This window comes from Yinghuangia sp. YIM S09857, assembly GCF_051388915.1.
GTDB lineage: Bacteria > Actinomycetota > Actinomycetes > Streptomycetales > Streptomycetaceae > Yinghuangia.
In genome coordinates, this window is sequence record NZ_JBPKBH010000008.1 from 114962 (window position 1) to 133075 (window position 18114).

At 72.5% G+C, this 18114-nt stretch carries 16 protein-coding genes; 5 read left to right on the plus strand and 11 right to left on the minus strand.

What is annotated here, in order from left to right; genetic code table 11:
* Positions 1 to 158 precede the first annotated feature (158 nt).
* The 4 genes from ACRX5S_RS19015 (at position 159) to mscL (ending at position 3546) form a co-directional block, all read left to right on the plus strand.
* Positions 159 to 878 (plus strand): ABC transporter permease, encoded by a 720-nt coding sequence (locus tag ACRX5S_RS19015; RefSeq protein WP_436774174.1) that lies wholly within the window; start codon positions 159 to 161, stop codon positions 876 to 878.
* A complete protein-coding gene (locus ACRX5S_RS19020; RefSeq protein ID WP_436774175.1) occupies positions 875 to 2053 on the plus strand; it encodes a sensor histidine kinase in 1179 nt (392 codons plus the stop codon). The genes ACRX5S_RS19015 and ACRX5S_RS19020 overlap by 4 nt, the downstream gene beginning before the upstream one ends.
* Positions 2050 to 2721, plus strand: coding sequence for a response regulator (locus tag ACRX5S_RS19025; protein WP_436774176.1), 672 nt, complete (start codon positions 2050 to 2052; stop codon positions 2719 to 2721). The genes ACRX5S_RS19020 and ACRX5S_RS19025 overlap by 4 nt, the downstream gene beginning before the upstream one ends.
* A 357-nt stretch (positions 2722 to 3078) precedes the next feature.
* Positions 3079 to 3546 (plus strand): large conductance mechanosensitive channel protein MscL, encoded by a 468-nt coding sequence (mscL, locus tag ACRX5S_RS19030; protein WP_436774177.1) that lies wholly within the window; start codon positions 3079 to 3081, stop codon positions 3544 to 3546.
* Positions 3547 to 3663: 117 nt separating this feature from the next.
* Here mscL and ACRX5S_RS19035 read toward each other — a convergent pair whose 3' ends face one another.
* From ACRX5S_RS19035 to ACRX5S_RS19045, 3 genes are read right to left on the minus strand one after another with little or no spacing between them, the layout of a single operon-like run.
* Complete coding sequence (locus ACRX5S_RS19035; RefSeq protein WP_436774178.1) at positions 3664 to 4314, minus strand: response regulator; 651 nt, start codon at positions 4312 to 4314, stop codon at positions 3664 to 3666.
* Positions 4311 to 5591, minus strand: a complete 1281-nt coding sequence (locus tag ACRX5S_RS19040; RefSeq protein ID WP_436774179.1) for a sensor histidine kinase — start codon at positions 5589 to 5591, stop codon at positions 4311 to 4313. Before ACRX5S_RS19040 ends, ACRX5S_RS19035 begins: the two co-directional genes overlap by 4 nt.
* The gene (locus ACRX5S_RS19045) at positions 5588 to 6562 is read right to left on the minus strand and encodes a hypothetical protein (protein ID WP_436774180.1); all 975 of its coding nucleotides are present in this window, start codon (positions 6560 to 6562) and stop codon (positions 5588 to 5590) included. Before ACRX5S_RS19045 ends, ACRX5S_RS19040 begins: the two co-directional genes overlap by 4 nt.
* Before the next feature lie 1110 nt (positions 6563 to 7672).
* Between ACRX5S_RS19045 and ACRX5S_RS19050 the strand changes: the two genes are divergently transcribed.
* Positions 7673 to 8314: a dihydrofolate reductase family protein gene (locus ACRX5S_RS19050; protein WP_436774181.1), complete on the plus strand. Its 642-nt coding sequence runs from the start codon at positions 7673 to 7675 to the stop codon at positions 8312 to 8314.
* A gap of 50 nt (positions 8315 to 8364) precedes the next feature.
* Here the strand turns inward: ACRX5S_RS19050 and ACRX5S_RS19055 are convergent, their stop codons facing one another.
* The 8 genes from ACRX5S_RS19055 to ACRX5S_RS19090 all read right to left on the minus strand — a co-directional run bounded on the left by ACRX5S_RS19055 (position 8365) and on the right by ACRX5S_RS19090 (position 18073).
* On the minus strand, positions 8365 to 9033 hold the full coding sequence (locus ACRX5S_RS19055; protein WP_436774182.1) for an HAD family hydrolase: 669 nt from the start codon (positions 9031 to 9033) through the stop codon (positions 8365 to 8367).
* Positions 9030 to 9839 (minus strand): pyrroline-5-carboxylate reductase, encoded by an 810-nt coding sequence (gene proC, locus ACRX5S_RS19060; protein WP_436774183.1) that lies wholly within the window; start codon positions 9837 to 9839, stop codon positions 9030 to 9032. Before proC ends, ACRX5S_RS19055 begins: the two co-directional genes overlap by 4 nt.
* Before the next feature lie 113 nt (positions 9840 to 9952).
* Positions 9953 to 10882, minus strand: a complete 930-nt coding sequence (locus tag ACRX5S_RS19065) for a proline dehydrogenase family protein (RefSeq protein WP_436774184.1) — start codon at positions 10880 to 10882, stop codon at positions 9953 to 9955.
* A 484-nt stretch (positions 10883 to 11366) separates the two neighbouring features.
* The gene (locus ACRX5S_RS19070; protein ID WP_436774185.1) at positions 11367 to 13217 is read right to left on the minus strand and encodes a TIGR03767 family metallophosphoesterase; all 1851 of its coding nucleotides are present in this window, start codon (positions 13215 to 13217) and stop codon (positions 11367 to 11369) included.
* A 239-nt stretch (positions 13218 to 13456) separates the two neighbouring features.
* Entirely contained in the window at positions 13457 to 15310 is a 1854-nt protein-coding gene (gene ilvD, locus ACRX5S_RS19075; protein WP_436774186.1) for a dihydroxy-acid dehydratase, read from the minus strand.
* A 158-nt stretch (positions 15311 to 15468) separates the two neighbouring features.
* Complete coding sequence (locus ACRX5S_RS19080) at positions 15469 to 16116, minus strand: TetR family transcriptional regulator (RefSeq protein WP_436774187.1); 648 nt, start codon at positions 16114 to 16116, stop codon at positions 15469 to 15471.
* Entirely contained in the window at positions 16106 to 16924 is an 819-nt protein-coding gene (locus ACRX5S_RS19085) for a sugar phosphate isomerase/epimerase family protein (RefSeq protein WP_436774395.1), read from the minus strand. Before ACRX5S_RS19085 ends, ACRX5S_RS19080 begins: the two co-directional genes overlap by 11 nt.
* Positions 16925 to 17140: 216 nt before the next feature.
* Positions 17141 to 18073 carry a Ppx/GppA phosphatase family protein gene (locus ACRX5S_RS19090; protein ID WP_436774188.1) on the minus strand — a complete coding sequence of 311 codons (933 nt, stop codon included), beginning with the start codon at positions 18071 to 18073 and terminating at the stop codon, positions 17141 to 17143.
* Positions 18074 to 18114 lie beyond the last annotated feature (41 nt).

Consider the following 18114-nt stretch of genomic DNA (forward strand, 5'->3'; position numbering starts at 1 on the left):
CCCCGGCCCGCGGACGACGGCAGCCTGTGGATCGAGGGGCTGCCGGTCGACGACGTCGCGGAACTGGCGCACAGTCAAGGCATTTTCCTCCAGGAGATCACCCCGCGGTCGACGTCCCTGGAGGACGTCTTCCACGACCTTACGCAAAGTGGTGACGCATGAGCCGGCTGGTGAGGGGAGAACTGCTCAAGACCACGACCACGCGTTCGTGTTACGCGTTCGCGATAGGCGGGATCGCGTTCGCCGTCCTCAACTCCGTAATCGTCGCCGCCGCGTCGGGCGACCTCGACGACGTCGCGGAGAAGCAGGAGGCGTTCGCCGGGCTGCCGGTCCTGCTGATGCTGTGGGGGCTGGTCGGCGTCGCCGGTGAGTACCGCCACCGGACGGCGGCACCTTCCGCGCTGGCGGCCGGGCGCGACCGCGGCGCGGTCCTGCTCGCCAGGATCGGCGCCTACGCCGTGACCGGACTGCTCATCGGCGGAGCGGCGGTCGCGGCGTCGGTCGCGGTGGCCGTACCGCTGTTGGGCGACGACTCCGGTCCCGATCTCACGGCGGGGCAGATCACCGCGGTCGCGGTGGGCAATCTGGCGGCATTTGTGCTGTCTGCGATCATGGGGGCCGCCATCGGAGCGATGGTGCGAATCCCGGTCCTGGGGGTGGTCGTGCTCTTGATCGTGAACTTCGCGGTGCTTCCGCTGATCGCCGGTGTCGCCGAGTCGGCGGCCAACCTGACCCCGTTCGGGGCCGCCGACGTCCTGGCTCGGTCCACGCACCACACGACGTTGTCGACGGGGGCCGCCGCGGTGGTCCTGGCAGCCTGGGCGGTCGCCCTGGTGCTCGTGGCTGTGCTCGGCGAGCGGCGCCGCGACCTGGCATGAACGCTCACGGACGGCCCCTGGGGGCGGCACGCCGATGGTTCCGGCAGTTCCAGGCGCGCCGTTCCGTGGTGTTCGACTGCGCTCTCGCCGCGGTGACGACCGGTGTGGAACTGGGGCTGACGTTCGAGGACTCGAATCCGGTCCGGGCGTTCCCCGCCGTGCTCATCATCCTGGGGGGAACGGTCCTGCTCGCGCGGCGCGTCGCGCCCGAGGTCGTGCTCGGCCTGGCGTGCGCAGTGGCGGCAGTGCTCACCGTGACCGGCCAACACCCCGGCGGGGCACCGGCATTGGTCGCCCTCTATACGGTCGCGGAAGTGCGGCAACCACGCGTCTCACTGGTCGCCCTCGCATCGACGGGCCTCTACCTGCAACTGGCGGGCATCACGGTGATCCCCGTCGCCGTCGGCACCTGGGGACTTGGCGCCTACGCCCAGACCCGGCGGCGCTACACCCTCGCCTTGGAGGAACGCACCGCGCAACTCGAACGGGAGCGCGAGCAATTGTCCGTGATCGCAGCCCAGCAGGAACGCACGGCGCTCGCCCGTGAGTTGCACGACATCGTCGCGCACTCGGTCACCGTGATGCTGCTCGGAGTACGCGGTGCCCGCGACGTACTGCGCACGGCGCCCGATGTGGCTGACGAAACCCTGGAACGCGTGGAGACCACCGGCGAAGAAAGCGTGGCCGAGTTGCGCCGGATGCTGCTGTTGCTCCGCGGGCCCGACCAGAGTGCCCACCTGCACCCACAACCGTCGTTGGCCCAACTCGCCGCGCTGGTCGCCTCGTACGACGCGGCGGGGCTGCCCACGCGGCTCAAGGTCACCGGTGAGGCGCGTCCGCTCGCCGGCGGCCTGGAGTTGTCGGTGTACCGCATCGTCGAGGAGGCGCTGACCAACGTGCTCAAGCACGCCGAACCCACCCACGTCGTGGTGACTCTCGGCTTCGGCCGCACGCACTTGGACGTCTCGGTCGTCAACGACACCAAGCGGGCCTCGCAACCGCGTATCTCCGCTTCCGCTGCCGCGAGTCCCTCCGCGATCGGGCACGGCATCGTCGGGATGCGGGAGCGCGTCTCCGTACTCGGCGGCGAACTGGAGGCCCTACCGGAACCCGACGGCGGCTTCCGGATCGCGGCGAGGCTGCCCCTGGCAGGATCGGGGGCGGCCGGGACATGACCGTCCGCCTGCTCATCGTCGACGACCAGGACCTGATCCGCACCGGCCTGCGCCTGTTCCTCCAGACGCTGGACGCCTTCACCGTCGTGGGCGAGGCCGAGGACGGTGACGACGCGGTCGCGCTGGCACGTGAGTTGCGCCCGGACGTCGTGCTCATGGACATCCGGATGCCCCGGATGGACGGGATCGAGGCCACCAAGCGCCTGCACGCGGCCGGGATTTCACCACCGCCACGGGTGCTGGTCCTGACGACATTCGACCTCGACGAGTACGTCTACGGCGCATTGCGGGCGGGCGCCGCCGGATTCCTCCTCAAGGACGCACCACGCGCGCGCCTGGTGGAGGCCATCCACGTCGTCCACGAAGGCGAGGCGCTGCTCTCGCCCTCGATCACGCGTCGTCTCATCGAGGACTTCGCCGCGCGCCGGGAGCCGATCCAGGCATCGACCGCACTCGTCGCGGTGCTGACGCCGCGCGAACGGGAGACCCTGCTCCTGGTCGCTCGCGGCCTCTCCAACACCGAGATCGCGGCCCGCCTGTTCGTCACCGAGGCGACCGTAAAAAGCCACGTAGGCAGCATGTTCGCCAAGCTGGGCCTGCGTGACAGGGCCCAGGCCGTGGTCTTCGCCTACGAACACGGCTTGGTCGTCGCCGGCGAACCGGGGTGAACTGACCGCCGGGACCCGCGAGTCGGCCAAGTGTGAGGCCAACTCACGGATCTCGTGGACTCGTTGGTCCACGGTGTTCTACCGGATCTCTCTCAGATGTGGACGACCTGGTGAGGTGCGGGGCTCCGGGCCGCTTGGTGTCGCGCGTCATCGTCGTGCGCGTCGCCGCCGTGTGGGGGGACGCTGCCGCGCCCGGTCGGGAAGCCGGTCGGTGCGGCGTTCGACATCACGAGCGGAAATACGACTGGTCACTCGTGAGTGTGAGCGAAGTGGACTCGGCGGCTGGGAATCGGCAGGATGACTCGCTGGTCTGGCCCGATCGGCGCCGGCGAATCACCAAGACAATCGGGAGCCCCGGTGCTGAAGGGATTCCGCAGCTTCCTGCTGCGGGGCAATGTGGTCGACCTCGCGGTCGGCATCGTCATCGGTGCGGCGTTCACGGCCGTCGTCACCGGGTTCGTCACCGCGTTCCTGACGCCGCTGATCGGCGTCGCCACCGGCGCCGTGGGCGACTTCAGCAAGCAGACGTTCTCGGTCGGGGACACCGATTTCCCGTACGGTGCCTTCCTCAACGCGCTGATCAGCTTCGTGTTGGTCGCCGCGGTGATCTACTTCGTGGTGGTCATGCCGGTGACCAAGCTCCAGGACCGGCTGGACGGCGACAAGAAGGCCGCCAAGACGAAGTGCCCCGACTGCCTGAGCAGCGTGCCCACCGCGGCCGTCCGCTGCGCGTTCTGCACGAGCGACCTGGTCGGCCGCCCCGGGTTCCCCACCCAGGCGCAGGCCCGGGCCGCCGCCACCGCCACGGCCGGCAGCACGTCCTGACGGCGCCCACGCGGCAGCACCCCGGGCGGGTGGCTTCCGGAGTCCTCGGCACAGGGACTGCGGAAGCCGCCCGTTCGGCGTTTTGGCGGGGAAGTCTTCTGCGGCAAGCGTGTGTTCTCAGCTCCCGGCGGTGACGAAGCCGGACTCGTATGCGGCGATGACCGCTTGGGTGCGGTCGCGGACGGCCAGTTTGGCGAGCACGCGGGCCACGTGGGTCTTCACCGTCTCACCGCCCACGCCCATGCGGTCGGCAATCTCCGGGTTGGACAGGCCGGACGCCATAAGGCGCAGGACCGCCTGTTCGCGCTCGGAGAGCCGGTCGATGCGGCTGCGGTCGGGGGCGACGGGGGCGTGGCGCAGCGCGAGGTCGCGTACGGCCGCCGGGAAGAGGAGTGAGTCGCCGCGGGCCACCAGCCTTACCGCGTGCAGAAGCTCGTCGGTGCGGGCGCGCTTGAGGAGGAAGCCGGTGGCGCCCGCGCGCAGGGCTTCGTAGACGTACGAGTCGTTCTCGAACGTCGTGACGACGAGTACGCGCGGCGGCTCCGGCAGCGTGCGGACCAGGTGGGCGGTGGCGTCGATGCCGGTGAGGCCGGGCATGCGGACGTCCATGAGGACGACGTCCGGCCGGTGTTCGGTGGCGAGGGCGACCGCCTCGACGCCGTCCGCGGCCTCGGCGACGACGGCCATGTCCGGCTCGGCGTCGAGGATCGCGCCGAAGCCGACCCTGATCAACTGCTCGTCGTCGGCGACGAGTACGCGGATCGTCACGCGGCGGCCACCAGCGGAATGCGGGCGGTGAGCCGCCAGATGCCGTCGTCGTCCGGACCGGCGTCAAGCGTGCCTCGCAGCAGTGCGACACGGTCGCGCATGCCGGGCAGGCCGCTTCCGCCACGCCTGCGGGGAGTCCGCGGCGGGCGGGACGGCAGCGGGTTCGCCATGGTGATCTCCAGCGCGTTCGGTCCGGCGGTGAGGCGGAGCTGTATGGGGGCGCCGCGCGCGTGCTTCAGCGCATTGCCGAGGCCCTCTTGCACGATGCGGTACGCCTCGCGCGACTGGGTCCCCGGGACGCGGGACGCCGGTTCGCCCTCGTACGCGTAGTCCACCGCGGCACCGGCGGCCCGCGTGCGGTCGAGGAGCGCGGCCAGGTCCGCGAGGCCGCGCGGCGCGTACGTGTCCACCTCGTCGCGCAACAGGCCCAGCACGTGGTCGAGTTCCGCCACCGCGTCGCGCGCCGTCTCCTCGATCGCGGCCAGGGCCTTCGCCGCGAACTGGGGGTCGGCGTCCAGCCGCCGGGACGCCGCGGCGGCCTGGATGCCCACGGCGCTGAGGGCGTGGCCGACCGAGTCGTGCAACTCCCTTGCGATGCGGGCTTGTTCGGCCATGCGCGCGGCGCGGGCCTCGGCGGCGGCGAGGCGGTCGCCGGGCGTCGGGCCCAGCAGGACCGGGGCGAGCCGGGCGAGAAGGCGTCCGGCCGCGGCCGAGACAGCGATGGGCAGGAGCAGCAGAATCGTCCCGAGCAGCGGTGCCGCCCAAGGGTGTTCGACCAGCGGGCGACCCCACGCGAGGTCCCCGGCGAGACCGCCGCCGTCCAGGAAGGGCAGCGCCAGGAACAGCGCGCCCGCCGGGGGCGCGGCGAGCGAGATGCCGCCGACGATTCCGCCGAGGAGCGTGTGCAACGTGAACCACGCAGACGTGCGCCGCCTGGCGGGCCACGAGTCGGCGGCAGTTGCCAGGATCTCGTCCGAACTCCCACACAGAGTCCGTGCCATGGCTCCTTCGAGAGTGCGTGCCACCGGGAGCAGACCAACGAGCACGACGAGCGGGACGTCCAGCGCGAAGGCGGTGAACTGGACGGCCGCCGCCTCGCCCGCCGTGCCGTCGAACGCACCGAGAGTCGAGAGGCAGGTGACCATAAGGGTGTGGAACGGCATCAGCAGCGCGGCGCCGAGGAGCAGGTGCATCCAGCGCAGCCCGCCCCGTCGGCTCACCCGGAGGTGGGCGAGCCGGTCCCGGAGGCGGCGGCGTGTGCCGGAGCGCTGGTTCATGTGCCCTTCGTCCTCGTCCCGATACCGCCGAGGGCGCGAAGGCCGGTGCCGAGCATCAGGAGCCCGGCCGCGGTCTCCGCACTGTACACAGCGGTCATCACGGCGGTCGGGCTTTCCTCTCCGCCCACCAGAACGCCGGTCAGGCCGAGGACGCCTCCCCAGCCGGACGCCACGGCCCCGCCGACCCAGGCAAGTGCGAGCGGCACGCGTACCGGAACATTTCGCCGCTCGAAGGCGCCGAGAAGCAGGAGCAACCCGGCCGCGCCGAGCACCATGAAGCCGGCCTGGGTCGACTCCACGATGCGCCGCGTCGAGTCCAGGGCGTCGGCCCGCTCGGCGCTGAGGCCGGACGTCGCACCGCACGCCCACGCGACCCGGGCCGCGGCCGCGACGACGAGCAGGCACGCGGCGGCGTATCCGGCGGCGCGCTGCCCCGTGGCGAGGCACCGGGCGAAGGCCGCCGACGAGGCGCGCAGCAGGCCAGCCCAGCGCTCGTCGGCAAAGAGGCCGAACGCGCCGAGCAGAACCACCCCTTCGACGATGAACCCGCCGTAGACCAGGGCGTAGACCCACGGTTCGAGGAACCCGTCGCTCGCGAAGGGGTTCCCGGTGCCGAACGCCATACCGAGCAGGCTCAGCGGCACAGCGGCCATGATCACCGCGAGCAGCCCGGACGCCACCCACATCGGGAGCGCGACCAACCACGCCCGCACCCGCGGCCCGCCGGGGCGCGTCAACGCGTACGCGATCAGCGCGGCGACCCCGTCCATCGCGAACGTCACCAGATTGACCGCCACCCACGCGGCGTCGCTGACATCGCCGCGATCGACGACACCGACATCGACGCCGCAAACCCAGAGCAGCTTGAGTCCCAGGTAGGGAAGGCAGGCGACGACCCCGCCGATCCCCAGCCACCGCCGCAACGCGCGGCGGCGGGACGCGTGCTCGGCGTCGACGGCCGAAGTCGCCAACGCCGCAGCGGAGGACGTGGGGACGGACACGGCCACGGGTGCGGAAGCCCCAGACGCAGCGGCGGCTGTGAAGGCGGGCGCGGAGAGCCTGGGCGCGGACGTGGCGGGCGCGGCAGTCCCGGGCGCGGCAGTCCCCAGCGCCGCAGTCCCAGGCGCCGCAGTCGCGAATGCGGCAGTCCCGGGGGCGGCGGTCCTGGGCGCCGCAGTCGCGGATGCGGCCGTCGCGGATGCGGTAGTCCCGGGCGCGGCAGTCGCGGATGCGGCCGTCCCGGGCGCGGCAGTCGCGGATGCGGCCGTCCCGGGCGCGGCCGTCGCGGATGCGGCCGTCCCGGGCGCGGCAGTCGCGGATGTCGGCGACTCAGGGGCGACGGCTGAACCGGCTTCGGTGCGCGTTGTCTCCATGCCCCCACCCTCGCCGCGCCCACCCCACCCCGCCGTCCGCCGGCGCGACGATCCCCATCCCCCACACGGGGGACCCACACCCGCAACCTCCGGGGGGACGCGCGGTAGTGACGGGTGAGGACGAGGCGGGGTGAGGAGGAAGCAGGTGCGAAGGCGTGAGCGCGCAGCGCGGACCGTGCGGACTCGGGCATCGACGCGTGCGCAAAGCTGCCCACCCGGTAGGCGCGGCGGTCGACACAGGCTACTGGAGCACACCCACCCGGCAACGCACGGGCGTATGCGAGCGCGCAGCGCGGACCGTGCGGACTCGGGCATCGACGCGTGCGCGAACCTGCCCACCCGGTAGGCGCGGCGGTCGACGCAGGCAGCTGGAGCATACGCACCGGGCAACGAACGGGGCGTAGTAGTCGTGGCAGGGGTAAGAGGGGTGCCGTGAAGAGCGCAAACGCTTCGAAGCAGGGCAAAGCGCAGCACACGGTGGGACGCGGGGCGCGAAAGTCCGCGCACAGCACGCGGCACGCGACACGCGATACGCGGCACGAGGCACGCGACACGCGCCACGCGGCGCAAGGTACGAAGCGCGAGGCATGCGGCACGACGCTGACTGGGCGGCCCCTCGACGCATCCGGGTGCGGCACGGCGATGAGTTCCGCGGTGCCCTCCGGGCTACCTTTCGACGGAAGTGTCCGACTTCACCGGAGGTACGCCATGGGCATCATCCAGATCGAACAGTTCGCGACCCTCGACCTTGTGGCGCAGTCGCCCGGGGGTCCCGACGAGGATCCGGAGGGGTTCGCGTTCGGCGGATGGCAGGCCCCGCTGATGGACGAGGTCGCCGGGGCCCAGATCCATGCCGCGTACGAGGGCACCGACGCGCTGCTGCTCGGGCGGCGGACGTACGACATCTTCGCCTCCTACTGGCCGCATCAGGAGGGCGGTCAGGACGACGCGATCGCCACGCTCTTCAACCGCGTGCCGAAGTACGTCGCCTCGCGCGGCACGCCCGACCTCTCGTGGGCCGGTTCGGAGCAGCTCGGCCCGAACCTCGCCGACGCGGTGCGCGAGATCCGCGACCGGCACGAGAACATCAAGGTCGTCGGCAGCCTCGACCTCGTGCAGAGCCTGCTGCGCGAGAAGCTGTTCGACCGCTTGGACCTCTGGGTGCACCCGATCCTGCTCGGCGGCGGCAAGAAGGTGTTCGACGGCGGCGAGGTGCCCTCGAACCTCACCCTCCTGGAGCCGCCGGTGAGCAGCCCGAGCGGCACCGTGTACCTGCGGTACGCGCTCGGCGACGGCGCACCGCGCACGGGCGACATGAGCGAGCCCGACCGCGGCATGGCACGCGACTGAGCCGGCGCAGAGCGACACGAGGCCGCAAAGCCGCCGACGGCACCACCGCCTCACACCCCCAGCAGCTCCGGAACCTCCCGCATCGTGCCGAACAACGCGTCGGCCCCGCCCAGGCGTTCGGGCGGGGTCAGGGCGGTGTGCCCGTACACCCGCATCCCGGCGGCCCGGGCCGCGGCCACTCCCAGCGGACTGTCCTCGATCACCGCGCAGTCCTCCGGGGCGAAGCCCATCTTCTCGGCGGCGACCAGGAACAGGTCCGGCGCGGGCTTGTCGTGCGCGACGTCCTGGCTGCTGAAGATCACCGCGTCCGGGAACCGCCCGATGAGACCCGTGGTGGTGAGCGTCAGCCGGATGCGGTCGTGGGTGCCGGACGAGGCCACGCAATACGGGACGCCCGCCGCCACGAGCGCGTCAAGAAGGTCTGCGACACCCGCCACGGCCTTGAGCCCCGCACGGAATGCGGCGAAGACGGCACGGTGGTACGCGTCCTCGAACTCGGCGGGCATGTCCCGGCCGTGGCGTTCCCGGACCACCGTGCGGACCAGCGTCATGGACCCGCCCATGAAGTCGCGGATCGCCTCGTCGGCGGTGGTCGGCACGCCGTACCCGGTCAGGATCTCGGCCATGACGGCGTTGGCGATGCGCTCGCTGTCGACGAGGACCCCGTCGTTGTCGAAGATCACCAGGCCGGGCCGGGAGGCCGTCCGGCCTGGGGTCACTTGAGGCCCTCCGCGAGCTCCTTGGAGCGGTTGGCGGCGGCCTCCAGCGCGGCGAGCAGCGCCGCGCGCACGCCGTGGTTCTCCAGTTCGCGGATCGCCGCGATCGTGGTGCCGGCCGGGGAGGTGACCGCCTCCCGCAGCAGCGCCGGGTGCTCCCCGGAGTCGCGGAGCATGACGGACGCGCCGACGGCGGCCTGCACGATCAGGTCGTGCGCGGCCGCGCGCGGCAGGCCGAGCAGGATCCCGGCGTCGGTCATCGCCTCGACCAGGAGGTAGAAGTACGCGGGGCCGCTGCCCGACAGCGCCGTCACCGCGTCCTGCTGCTTCTCCGGGACCCGGATGGTCTTGCCAACGCCCTGGAAGATCTCCTCGGTGCGCTTCAGGTGGTCCTCGGTGGCGTGCGCGCCCGCCGAGATCGCGCTCATAGCCTCGTCCACCAGCGCCGGGGTGTTGGTCATGACGCGGACCACCGGCGTGCCGTGCGCGAGGCGGGCTTCGAGGTAGGACGTCGGGATGCCGGCCGCCCCGGAGACGACGAGCCGGTCCGCCGGGATCTGCGCGCCGAACTCGTCCAGCAGCGCGCCCATGTCCTGCGGCTTGACGGTGAGGATGAGCGTGTCGGCCGCCTCGGCGGCCTCCGCGTTGCCCACGGCGTCGACGCCGTAGCGGTCGTGGAGTTCTTTGGCCCGCTCCGGCCGGCGCGCGGTGACCATGAGGTCGCCGGGGCGCTTGCCGCCGCGCAGCATGCCGGACAGTAGCGCCTCGCCGATCTTGCCGGCGCCGATCACCGCGACCCGCTGGGTCATGTGCCTCACCTCTGGCCTCTCCGTGTGCCTGTCCGCGTCCCCGCCCCCGCGGCCCCCGTCGGCCGCGACCGGGCGCCGCCGCGACCGGGCCGGAGCACGGTTCCGCGCCGGGGCTATCCCCGTCCGGCGAGGGAGCGCAGGAAGAACGTCATGTTGGCGGGACGCTCGGCCAGTCGGCGCATGAGGTACCCGTACCACTGGTCACCGTACGGCACGTACACGCGCACGCGTTCGCCCTGGGCCGCCAGGCGGGTCTGCTCGTTGGGCCGCACGCCGTAGAGCATCTGGTACTCGTAGGTGCCCGGTTCGCGGCGGTTGCGGGCGGCCAGCATGCCGGTCAACTCGATGATGCGGGGGTCGTGGGTGGCGACCATGGGGTAGCCCTCGCCCGCCATGAGGACCTTCAGACAGCGCACGTAGTTGCGGTCGACGTCGGCGCGGTCGGTGTAGGCGACGGAGGCGGGCTCGTCGTACGCGCCCTTGCACAGGCGTACGCGCGACCCCGCCCCCGCGAGATCGCGGCAGTCCGCCTCGGTGCGCCGCAGGTACGCCTGGAGCACCGCGCCCACCCACGGGTAGTCCGCCCGCAGTTCCCGCAGGGCGGCCAGCGTCGCGTCGGTGGTGTCGTGGTCCTCCATGTCGAGGGTGACGGTCGTGCCGCACGTCTTGGCGGTCTCGCAGATGGCGCGTGCGTGGTCGAGGGCGATGGCCTCGCCGTCGCCGGGCAGGTAGCGGCCGACGGCGGACAGCTTGACGGACACCTCGGCGCGGCCCGCGAGCCCGGCGTCGTCGAGGCGGCCGAGGAGGGTGACGTACGCGTCGCGAGTCGCCCGGGCGCGGGCCGGGTCGAGGGTGTCCTCGCCGAGGTGGTCGATGCTGGCGTACAGGCCCTGCGCGGCCAGGTGCTCGGTCACGCGCACCGCGTCGAACGCGCGCTCGCCCGCGACGAATCGGTGCACCAGCGAGCGGGTGACCGGGGCGGTCTCGACCAGGTTCTTGACCTTGTCACTCCGGGAGGCGGAAAGCAGGACCTGGCGCAGCACGGAACCTCGCTTCGGGGCGGCGCCTCACGCACGGCACCCGGACGGCGGCGCCGCGCCGCGGCGGGGGGGGGGGGGGGGGGGGGGGGGGGGGGGGGGGGGGGGGGGGGGGGGGGGGGGGGGGGGGGGGGGGGGGGGGGGGGGGGGGGGGGGGGGGGGGGGGGGGGGGGGGGGGGGGGGGGGGGGGGGGGGGGGGGGGGGGGGGGGGGGGGGGGGGGGGGGGGGGGGGGGGGGGGGGGGGGGGGGGNACCCGTTTTGTCGGATTCGCCACCGACGCGGCTCGGCCTTCAGCCGGGAACCCGGCCCAGCCCTCATCCCTGGAACCGAGGGACGCGGCCCAGCCCTCATCCCTGGAACCAAGAGACGCAGCCCAGCCCTCATCCCTGGAACCGAGGGACGCGGCCCAGCCCTCACCCTGGAACCAAGAGACGCAGCCCAGCCCTTCAGCCGGGGACGCCACCCCGCCCCTCAACCTGGGAACCCGGCATCAGCCCCTCAACCACGCCGGCGCCGCCATCAGCAGTTCGACGTTGCGGTCCGACGCCTTGCCGCGCTTGCCGTCCTCCGCCGGGTCCTTCCGCTCGCGCTCCTGCCAGTCGTTGGCGGCCAGCTCGCGCGACAGCGAGGCCAGCGCCAGCGGGTCGTCGGTGCGGCGGGCGAGGTCGGCCGGGGCGGCGCTGTCGATGACCGTGCCGAACACCGACAGCGTGCCGTCGCCGTTGTCGGCGATCTCGACGATGCGGGCCTGCTGCGGCCAGTCGATGTGTGCGGCCGTGTTGACCTCCCAGAACCCGCCCGGCACCGGGCTGCCCGGGGGGCGGGCGTGCGGGCGCACGGTGTTGCGGTGCGAGTGACCGTTCACCCACGCCACCACGTTCGGGAAGCGCGTGAGCAGTTCGACCACCTTGGGGCCGAGCACGCGGTCGGGGCCGTTGCCGTTGTCCATCGACGTGGAGGTGTGGTGGCTGAACACCACGAACAACTTGTCCGGGACCGCGTTCTGCACCTCCTTGCCCTGCGCGTCCAGGTAGCGCGAGCTGTTCGCCTTCAGCTGCGCCTCCAGCCAGGCGAACTGCGCGGCGTCCAGCGAGCCCTCCGAACCGCCGTTGGTGTTGACGGTGTCGAGCGTGATGCAGCGGACGCGGTCGTGGTCGACGGCGTAGTACGCGGTGCCCGCGCTGACGTTCTCCTGCGTGAACCCGTGGCCCTCCGGCTTGCCGGCCGTCCGGAAGTGCTCCTTGACCGTCTCGGTGCGGGTGACCGGACGCCGGTCCGGGTCGGCGGACACCGGGCGGGACGGGCCGGACAGCAGCGTCTGCACCGCCTGCTGGTTGCCGCCCTGCACCTGGACCAGCAGCGTCACCAGGTTCACGCCCTGGGCCAGGCCGATGACCTTGCGGTCGCTGACCGCGGCCTTCTGCACCGCCTCGCTCGGCAGCAGGTTGCCCTGCGCGAGGCCGTCGTGGTTGCCGTACGCCGAATACCACGGGGTCTTGAGGCCCGTCGCCTTGAACGGCTTGCGCGCGGCGTCGAGCAGGCCGGGCACGGTCGGGAACCCGTATTTGGCGCGCGGCGCGTCGTCTGCGGCGCCGGGCGGCGTGCCGTCGGGGTGCCAGTAGCGCTCGTCGTACGCGATGTGGTCCGCGACGCCTTCGTACTTGCCCGTGTCGCCGGAGTCCGGCCGGACGTCCTTGCCGCCGTCCAACAGGTCTATGTACCAGCGCAGTTCGTTGTACTGCACGTTGTCGGTGTTGTCGCCCGTGACAATGGTGAACGCGATCGGCGCGCCGGTCGCCGGGCCCTTCTCGATCTTGTTCACCGCCCGCACCATCGCCTCGGCGACCTGCGCCGACAACATCTCCTGCGCGCGGTACGCACCCTCCACCGGCAGCAGCGCCGCGAACGGCTCGCCCGGGTCGCGGTTGCGGTCCAGGAACTCGACGCGCGCCGGTGACTGGCAGTCCACAATGTGCAGGTCGCTGAACTGCGTGAACGCGATCACCGGCTTGCGGGTCGCGGCCCGTGCCTTCACCGCCGCCTCCCCGACCGCCTCGGGCGCGGCCAGATCGCCCCGCACGACGTACGGCTCCCCCGGCCCCTCCACGATCTTGCGGTACCCACCCGCGCCCTCCGGCCCGAGCACCAGCGTGCGCTCCACGGTGGTGGCCCACGCGTTGGGCTCGACCGGCGGCCCGACGGGCTGCTGCGACCCGGGAGTGCCGTCCTTCGGCGGATCCTTCTCGTCGTCGTCCGAGCACCCGGTGAGCGCCGCCCCGCCGCCCACGGCCGCGGCTCCCACCGCGGTGTACCGCAGGACTTCCCGCCGACTCACACCCATGCCGCGGCCTCCCCAGATATCGGTGCGCCGCGCCGGTCCGGCACAGCGGTCAAACAAGCGGTCCGAACAAGCGGTCCCAAGGATCAGTCCACAGAACCGGTCGAAGACCGGCCCGGACTGCCCGCGCCCCCACCCGGTCATTACCGGCCGGTTTCGCTCCGACAGTTCTACCTGCTGCGCCGCCCCGAGGTCAGGCCACCCACCCCAACCGCGGCCGTTGTTCGCGGTGGCGGCGCGCGTCAGTCGAGCAGGCTGACGTCGCGGACGGCGCCCTTGTCGGCGGAGGTGGCCATCGCGGCGTACGCCTTGAGGGCCGTGCTCACCTCGCGGTCGCGGTTCGCCGGTCGGTACTTGCCGAGCGTGGCGAGCAGCTTCTCGCGGCGCGCTTCCAGTTCGGCGTCGGGGACGTCGAGGGTGATGGCGCGGTTGGGGATGTCGATCGAGATGATGTCGCCGTCCTCGACCAGCGCGATCACGCCGCCCGCCGCGGCCTCCGGGGAGACGTGGCCGATGGACAGGCCCGACGTGCCGCCGGAGAAGCGGCCGTCGGTGATCAGCGCGCACTTGGCGCCGAGCCCGCGGCCCTTGAGGAAGGACGTCGGGTACAGCATCTCCTGCATGCCGGGGCCGCCCTTGGGGCCCTCGTAGCGGACGACGACCACGTCGCCCTCCTTGACCCGCTTGGCCAGGATGGCCTCGACGGCGTCCTCCTGGGACTCCACCACGACCGCCGGGCCGGAGAAGGTCCAGATGGACTCGTCGACGCCCGCGGTCTTGACCACGCAGCCGTCCACCGCCAGGTTGCCGACCAGGATGCCCAGGCCGCCGTCCTTGCTGTACGCGTGGGCGACGTCGCGGATGCAGCCCGTCTCGACGTCCAGGTCAAGCGACTCCCAGCGCGCGGACTGGCTGAACGCGCTGGCCGAGCGCACGCAGCCGGGGGCGGCGTGGAACAGCTCGACCGCCTCGGCCGACGGGGAACCGCCGCGCACGTCCCAGTTCTTGAGCCACTCTGCGAGCGAGTCGGCGTGCACGGAGTGGACGTTCTCGTGCAGCAGGCCGGCCCGGTGGAGCTCGCCGAGCAGGGCCGGGACGCCGCCCGCGCGGTGCACGTCCTCGACGTGGTACGGCGCGTTGTTGGGGGCGACCTTGGCCAGGCACGGCACGCGGCGCGACAGCGCGTCGATGTCCGTCATGCCGAAGTCGACCTCGCCCTCCTGGGCGGCGGCCAGGAGGTGCAGGATCGTGTTGGTCGAGCCGCCCATGGCGATGTCGAGCGCCATGGCGTTCTCGAAGGCGTCGCGGGTGGCGATGTTGCGCGGCAGGACCGTCTCGTCGTCCTGCTCGTAGTAACGCTTGCACAGCTCGACCGCAGTGGCGCCGGCCTGCTCGTACAGCGCCTTGCGGGCCGTGTGCGTGGCCAGCACCGAGCCGTTGCCGGGCAGGCCCAGGCCCATGGCCTCGACCAGGAAGTTCATCGAGTTGGCGGTGAACATGCCGGCGCACGAGCCGCAGGTCGGGCAGGCCGCCTCCTCGATGCGCTCCAGGTCCTCGTCGGAGACCGCGTCGGACGCGGAGTCGGCGATCGCGGTGATCAGGTCGAGGTGCGCGCGGACCGTGCCGTCGACCATGACGGCCTTGCCTGCCTCCATCGGACCGCCGGAGACGAACACCGTGGGGATGTTGAGGCGCAGCGCGGCCATCAGCATGCCCGGGGTGATCTTGTCGCAGTTGGAGACCGCCACGAAGGCGTCCGCCTGGTGCGCATTGACCATGTACTCGACGGCGTCGGCGATCAGCTCGCGCGACGGCAGCGAGTAGAGCATGCCGCTGTGGCCCATCGCGATGCCGTCGTCGACAGCGATCGTGTTGAACTCGCGCGGAATGCCGCCCGCGGCCTTGATCGCGTCGGACACGATGCGGCCGACGGGGGCGAGGTGGGTGTGGCCCGGTACGAACTCGGTGAAGCTGTTCGCGACCGCGATGATCGGCTTCCCGAAGTCCTCGCGCTCGACGCCCGCGGCGCGCAGAAGCGCGCGGGCGCCCGCCATGTTGCGGCCGTGGGTGACCGTCCGAGACCTCAGTTGCGGCACTGGGCACACCCTCTCGCTCGTGGTCCTGGTCGGCGGCGCACCCGAGCAGCCGGGGCGTCCGACGATTGCGGTACTCCGAGCTTACGTCCGCGCCGCGGAGGGTGTGGGAGACGTCCAGGATGCGGCCACCCCGGCGCGGCGGTCGGACGGTCGACCGGTCAGTCGCCGCACAGGTAGCGCTGGAGGGTCGGGCCGACGGCCGCCACGAGCGTGTCGACGTCGGTGCTCGCGACCGGCTCCATGGCCAGGACGTACCGCGTGAACGCCAGCCCCATGAGCTGTGCGGCGCACATGCTCGCGCGCAGCAGCGCGTCGGGGGTGTCCAACTCGCGGGCCAGCCGGTGCACCATCTCGGTGGTCATGAAGTCGCTGAGCAGGCCGGCCGCGGCGTCGCCGGACAGGACCGTGCGCAGCAGCGCGAGGAGCCGCGGCCGGATCTCCGGGTCCTCCCAGAGGCCGAAGAAGTGCCGGGCCAGGCGTTGACCGACGTGTTCGGGGCCCTCGGCGAAGATGTCCGGGACGAGCGCGTCGGGGTCGAACGGCAGGTCGAGGGCCGCGACGAACACGCTCTCCTTCGGGCCGAAGTAGTGGTGCACGAGAGCGGGGTCGACGCCTGCGGTACGGGCGATGCCGCGCACCGACGTACCGGCGTATCCGGCACGGGCGAACTCGGAGCGGGCCGCGTCCAGGATCTGCCGCCGGGTGTCGGCCGCGCCCCCGCGGCGGCCCGCCGGACGCCCGGGACCGCGCCGCCGCGCGAAGCCGTCCGCGGGACCGGGCGGCCCGCCGGTCAGGTCACCGGCCATATCCGGGGACCTCGGCCGGCGCCGCCAGGTGCAGGCGCGTGAAGGCCAGCGCCTCCGCGAGATCCGCCTCGCGCTCCGCACGCGAGGAGACGCGGAGCGTGTTGACCTCCAGGACCACCGTCCCGGCGAAGCCCTGGCCGGCCAGGCGCTCCAGCAGCTCCGCGCAGGGCTGGTTGCCGCGTCCGGGGATCAGGTGCTCGTCCTTGACGGATCCGCTGCCGTCGGCGAGGTGCACGTGTTGTAGGCGGCGGCCCATCTTGGCGGCCAGCGCCATGGCGTCGACGCGCGAGGTCGCGGTGTGCGACAGGTCGATCGTGAAGTGCCGGAAGTCCTCGTCGGTCGGGTCCCAGTCGGGCGCGTACGCCGCGACCTCCTTGTCCCGGTAGCGCCACGGGTACATGTTCTCGACCGCGAAGGACACGTCGGTCTCGTCGGCCATGCGGTGGATGCCGCGCACGAAGTCGCGGGCGTACCCGCGCTGCCAGCGGAACGGCGGGTGGACGACCACCGTGCGCGCCCCCAGGCGCTCGGCGGCGACGCGGGCACGGACGAGCTTGTCCCAGGGATTGGTGCCCCACACGCGCTGCGTGATCAACAGGCAGGGCGCGTGCACCGCGAGGACCGGGACGCCGTGGTGGTCGGAGAGCCGCCGCAGCGCCTCTATGTCCTGGCTGACGGGGTCCGTCGACACCATGACCTCGACGCCGTCGTACCCCAGCCGCGCCGCCATCTCGAAGGCGTCGGCGGTCGTGTCGGGGTAGACGGACGCGGTGGACAGGGCGATCTTGGCGTCCGGGACGCGCAGGATGGCGTCCGGAACGCGCGCCTCCGTGGCAAGCACGGCAGCGACCTTCGGCACCGCGAGCCCGTTCACGGGGCGGTGCGCGTAGTGATCGAGGGGATCCCTGGGGTCGGCCACGTCGCCAAGAGTAGAACGCGTGCACGGCGTCGGGACCCCCTACGCGTACGTTCGGCGCGCGCTGACCTGGAACGTCCCGATCCGACCCGACCCGGCGTCAGGCCCTCAGTGCCCCGCCATCCAGTCCAGGCGCCGCAGGATGATGCCCTCGCGCAGCGCCCACGGGCAGATCTCCAGCTGCTGCACGTTGAGCAGGTCCAGCGCGGCGTCCGCGACGACCGCGCCCGCGACGAGTTGCGAAGCCCGGCCCTCGGAGACGCCGGGCAGCGCGGCCCGCTCGTCCGAGGACATCACCGCCAGCCGCGGCAGCCACTCCGCCAGCGAGGCCCGGGTCAGCACGCGCTTGATGTACGGCCCCTCGCTCGACGCCGGCGCCCCCGCGATGCGGGCCAACTGCTTGAAGGTCTTGGACGTCGCCACCACATGGTCGGGGCGACCCAACCGGCTGAACTCCGCCACGGTGCGCGCGATTTCGGTACGCACGTGCTTGCGCAGCACCCGCACCTCGTCCCCGCCGGGCGGGTCGCCGTGCAGCCACGCGCGGGTCAGGCGGCCCGCGCCGAGCGGCAGCGAGACCGCGGCGTCCGGCTCCTCGTCTATCCCGGCCGCGACCTCCAGCGAGCCGCCGCCGATGTCGAGCACCAGCAGGCGGCCGGACGACCAGCCGAACCAGCGCCGCACCGCCAGGAACGTCAGCCGGGCCTCGTCGGCGCCGGTCAGCACCTGGAGGTCGACGCCGGTCTCACGGCGGACCCGGGCGAGCACGTCCTCGCCGTTCGGCGCCTCGCGAAGCGCGGAGGTCGCGAACGGCAGCAGGTCCTCGACGCCCTTGTCCTCGGCCACTTCCAGCGCCTCGGCGACGGTCTCGACCAGGCGCGCGGTCCCCTGCTCCCCGAGGCGGCCGTCCGGGTCCATCAGCTCGGCGAGCCGCAGATCGGTCTTGTGGGAGTACGCCGGAAGCGGCCGAGCGCCCGGATGGGCGTCGACGACGAGCAAGTGGACTGTGTTGGAGCCCACGTCGAGTACACCGAGTCGCATGTTCGACGCCAGGACCTCTCGTTCGGACCGTGAAGGGTGGC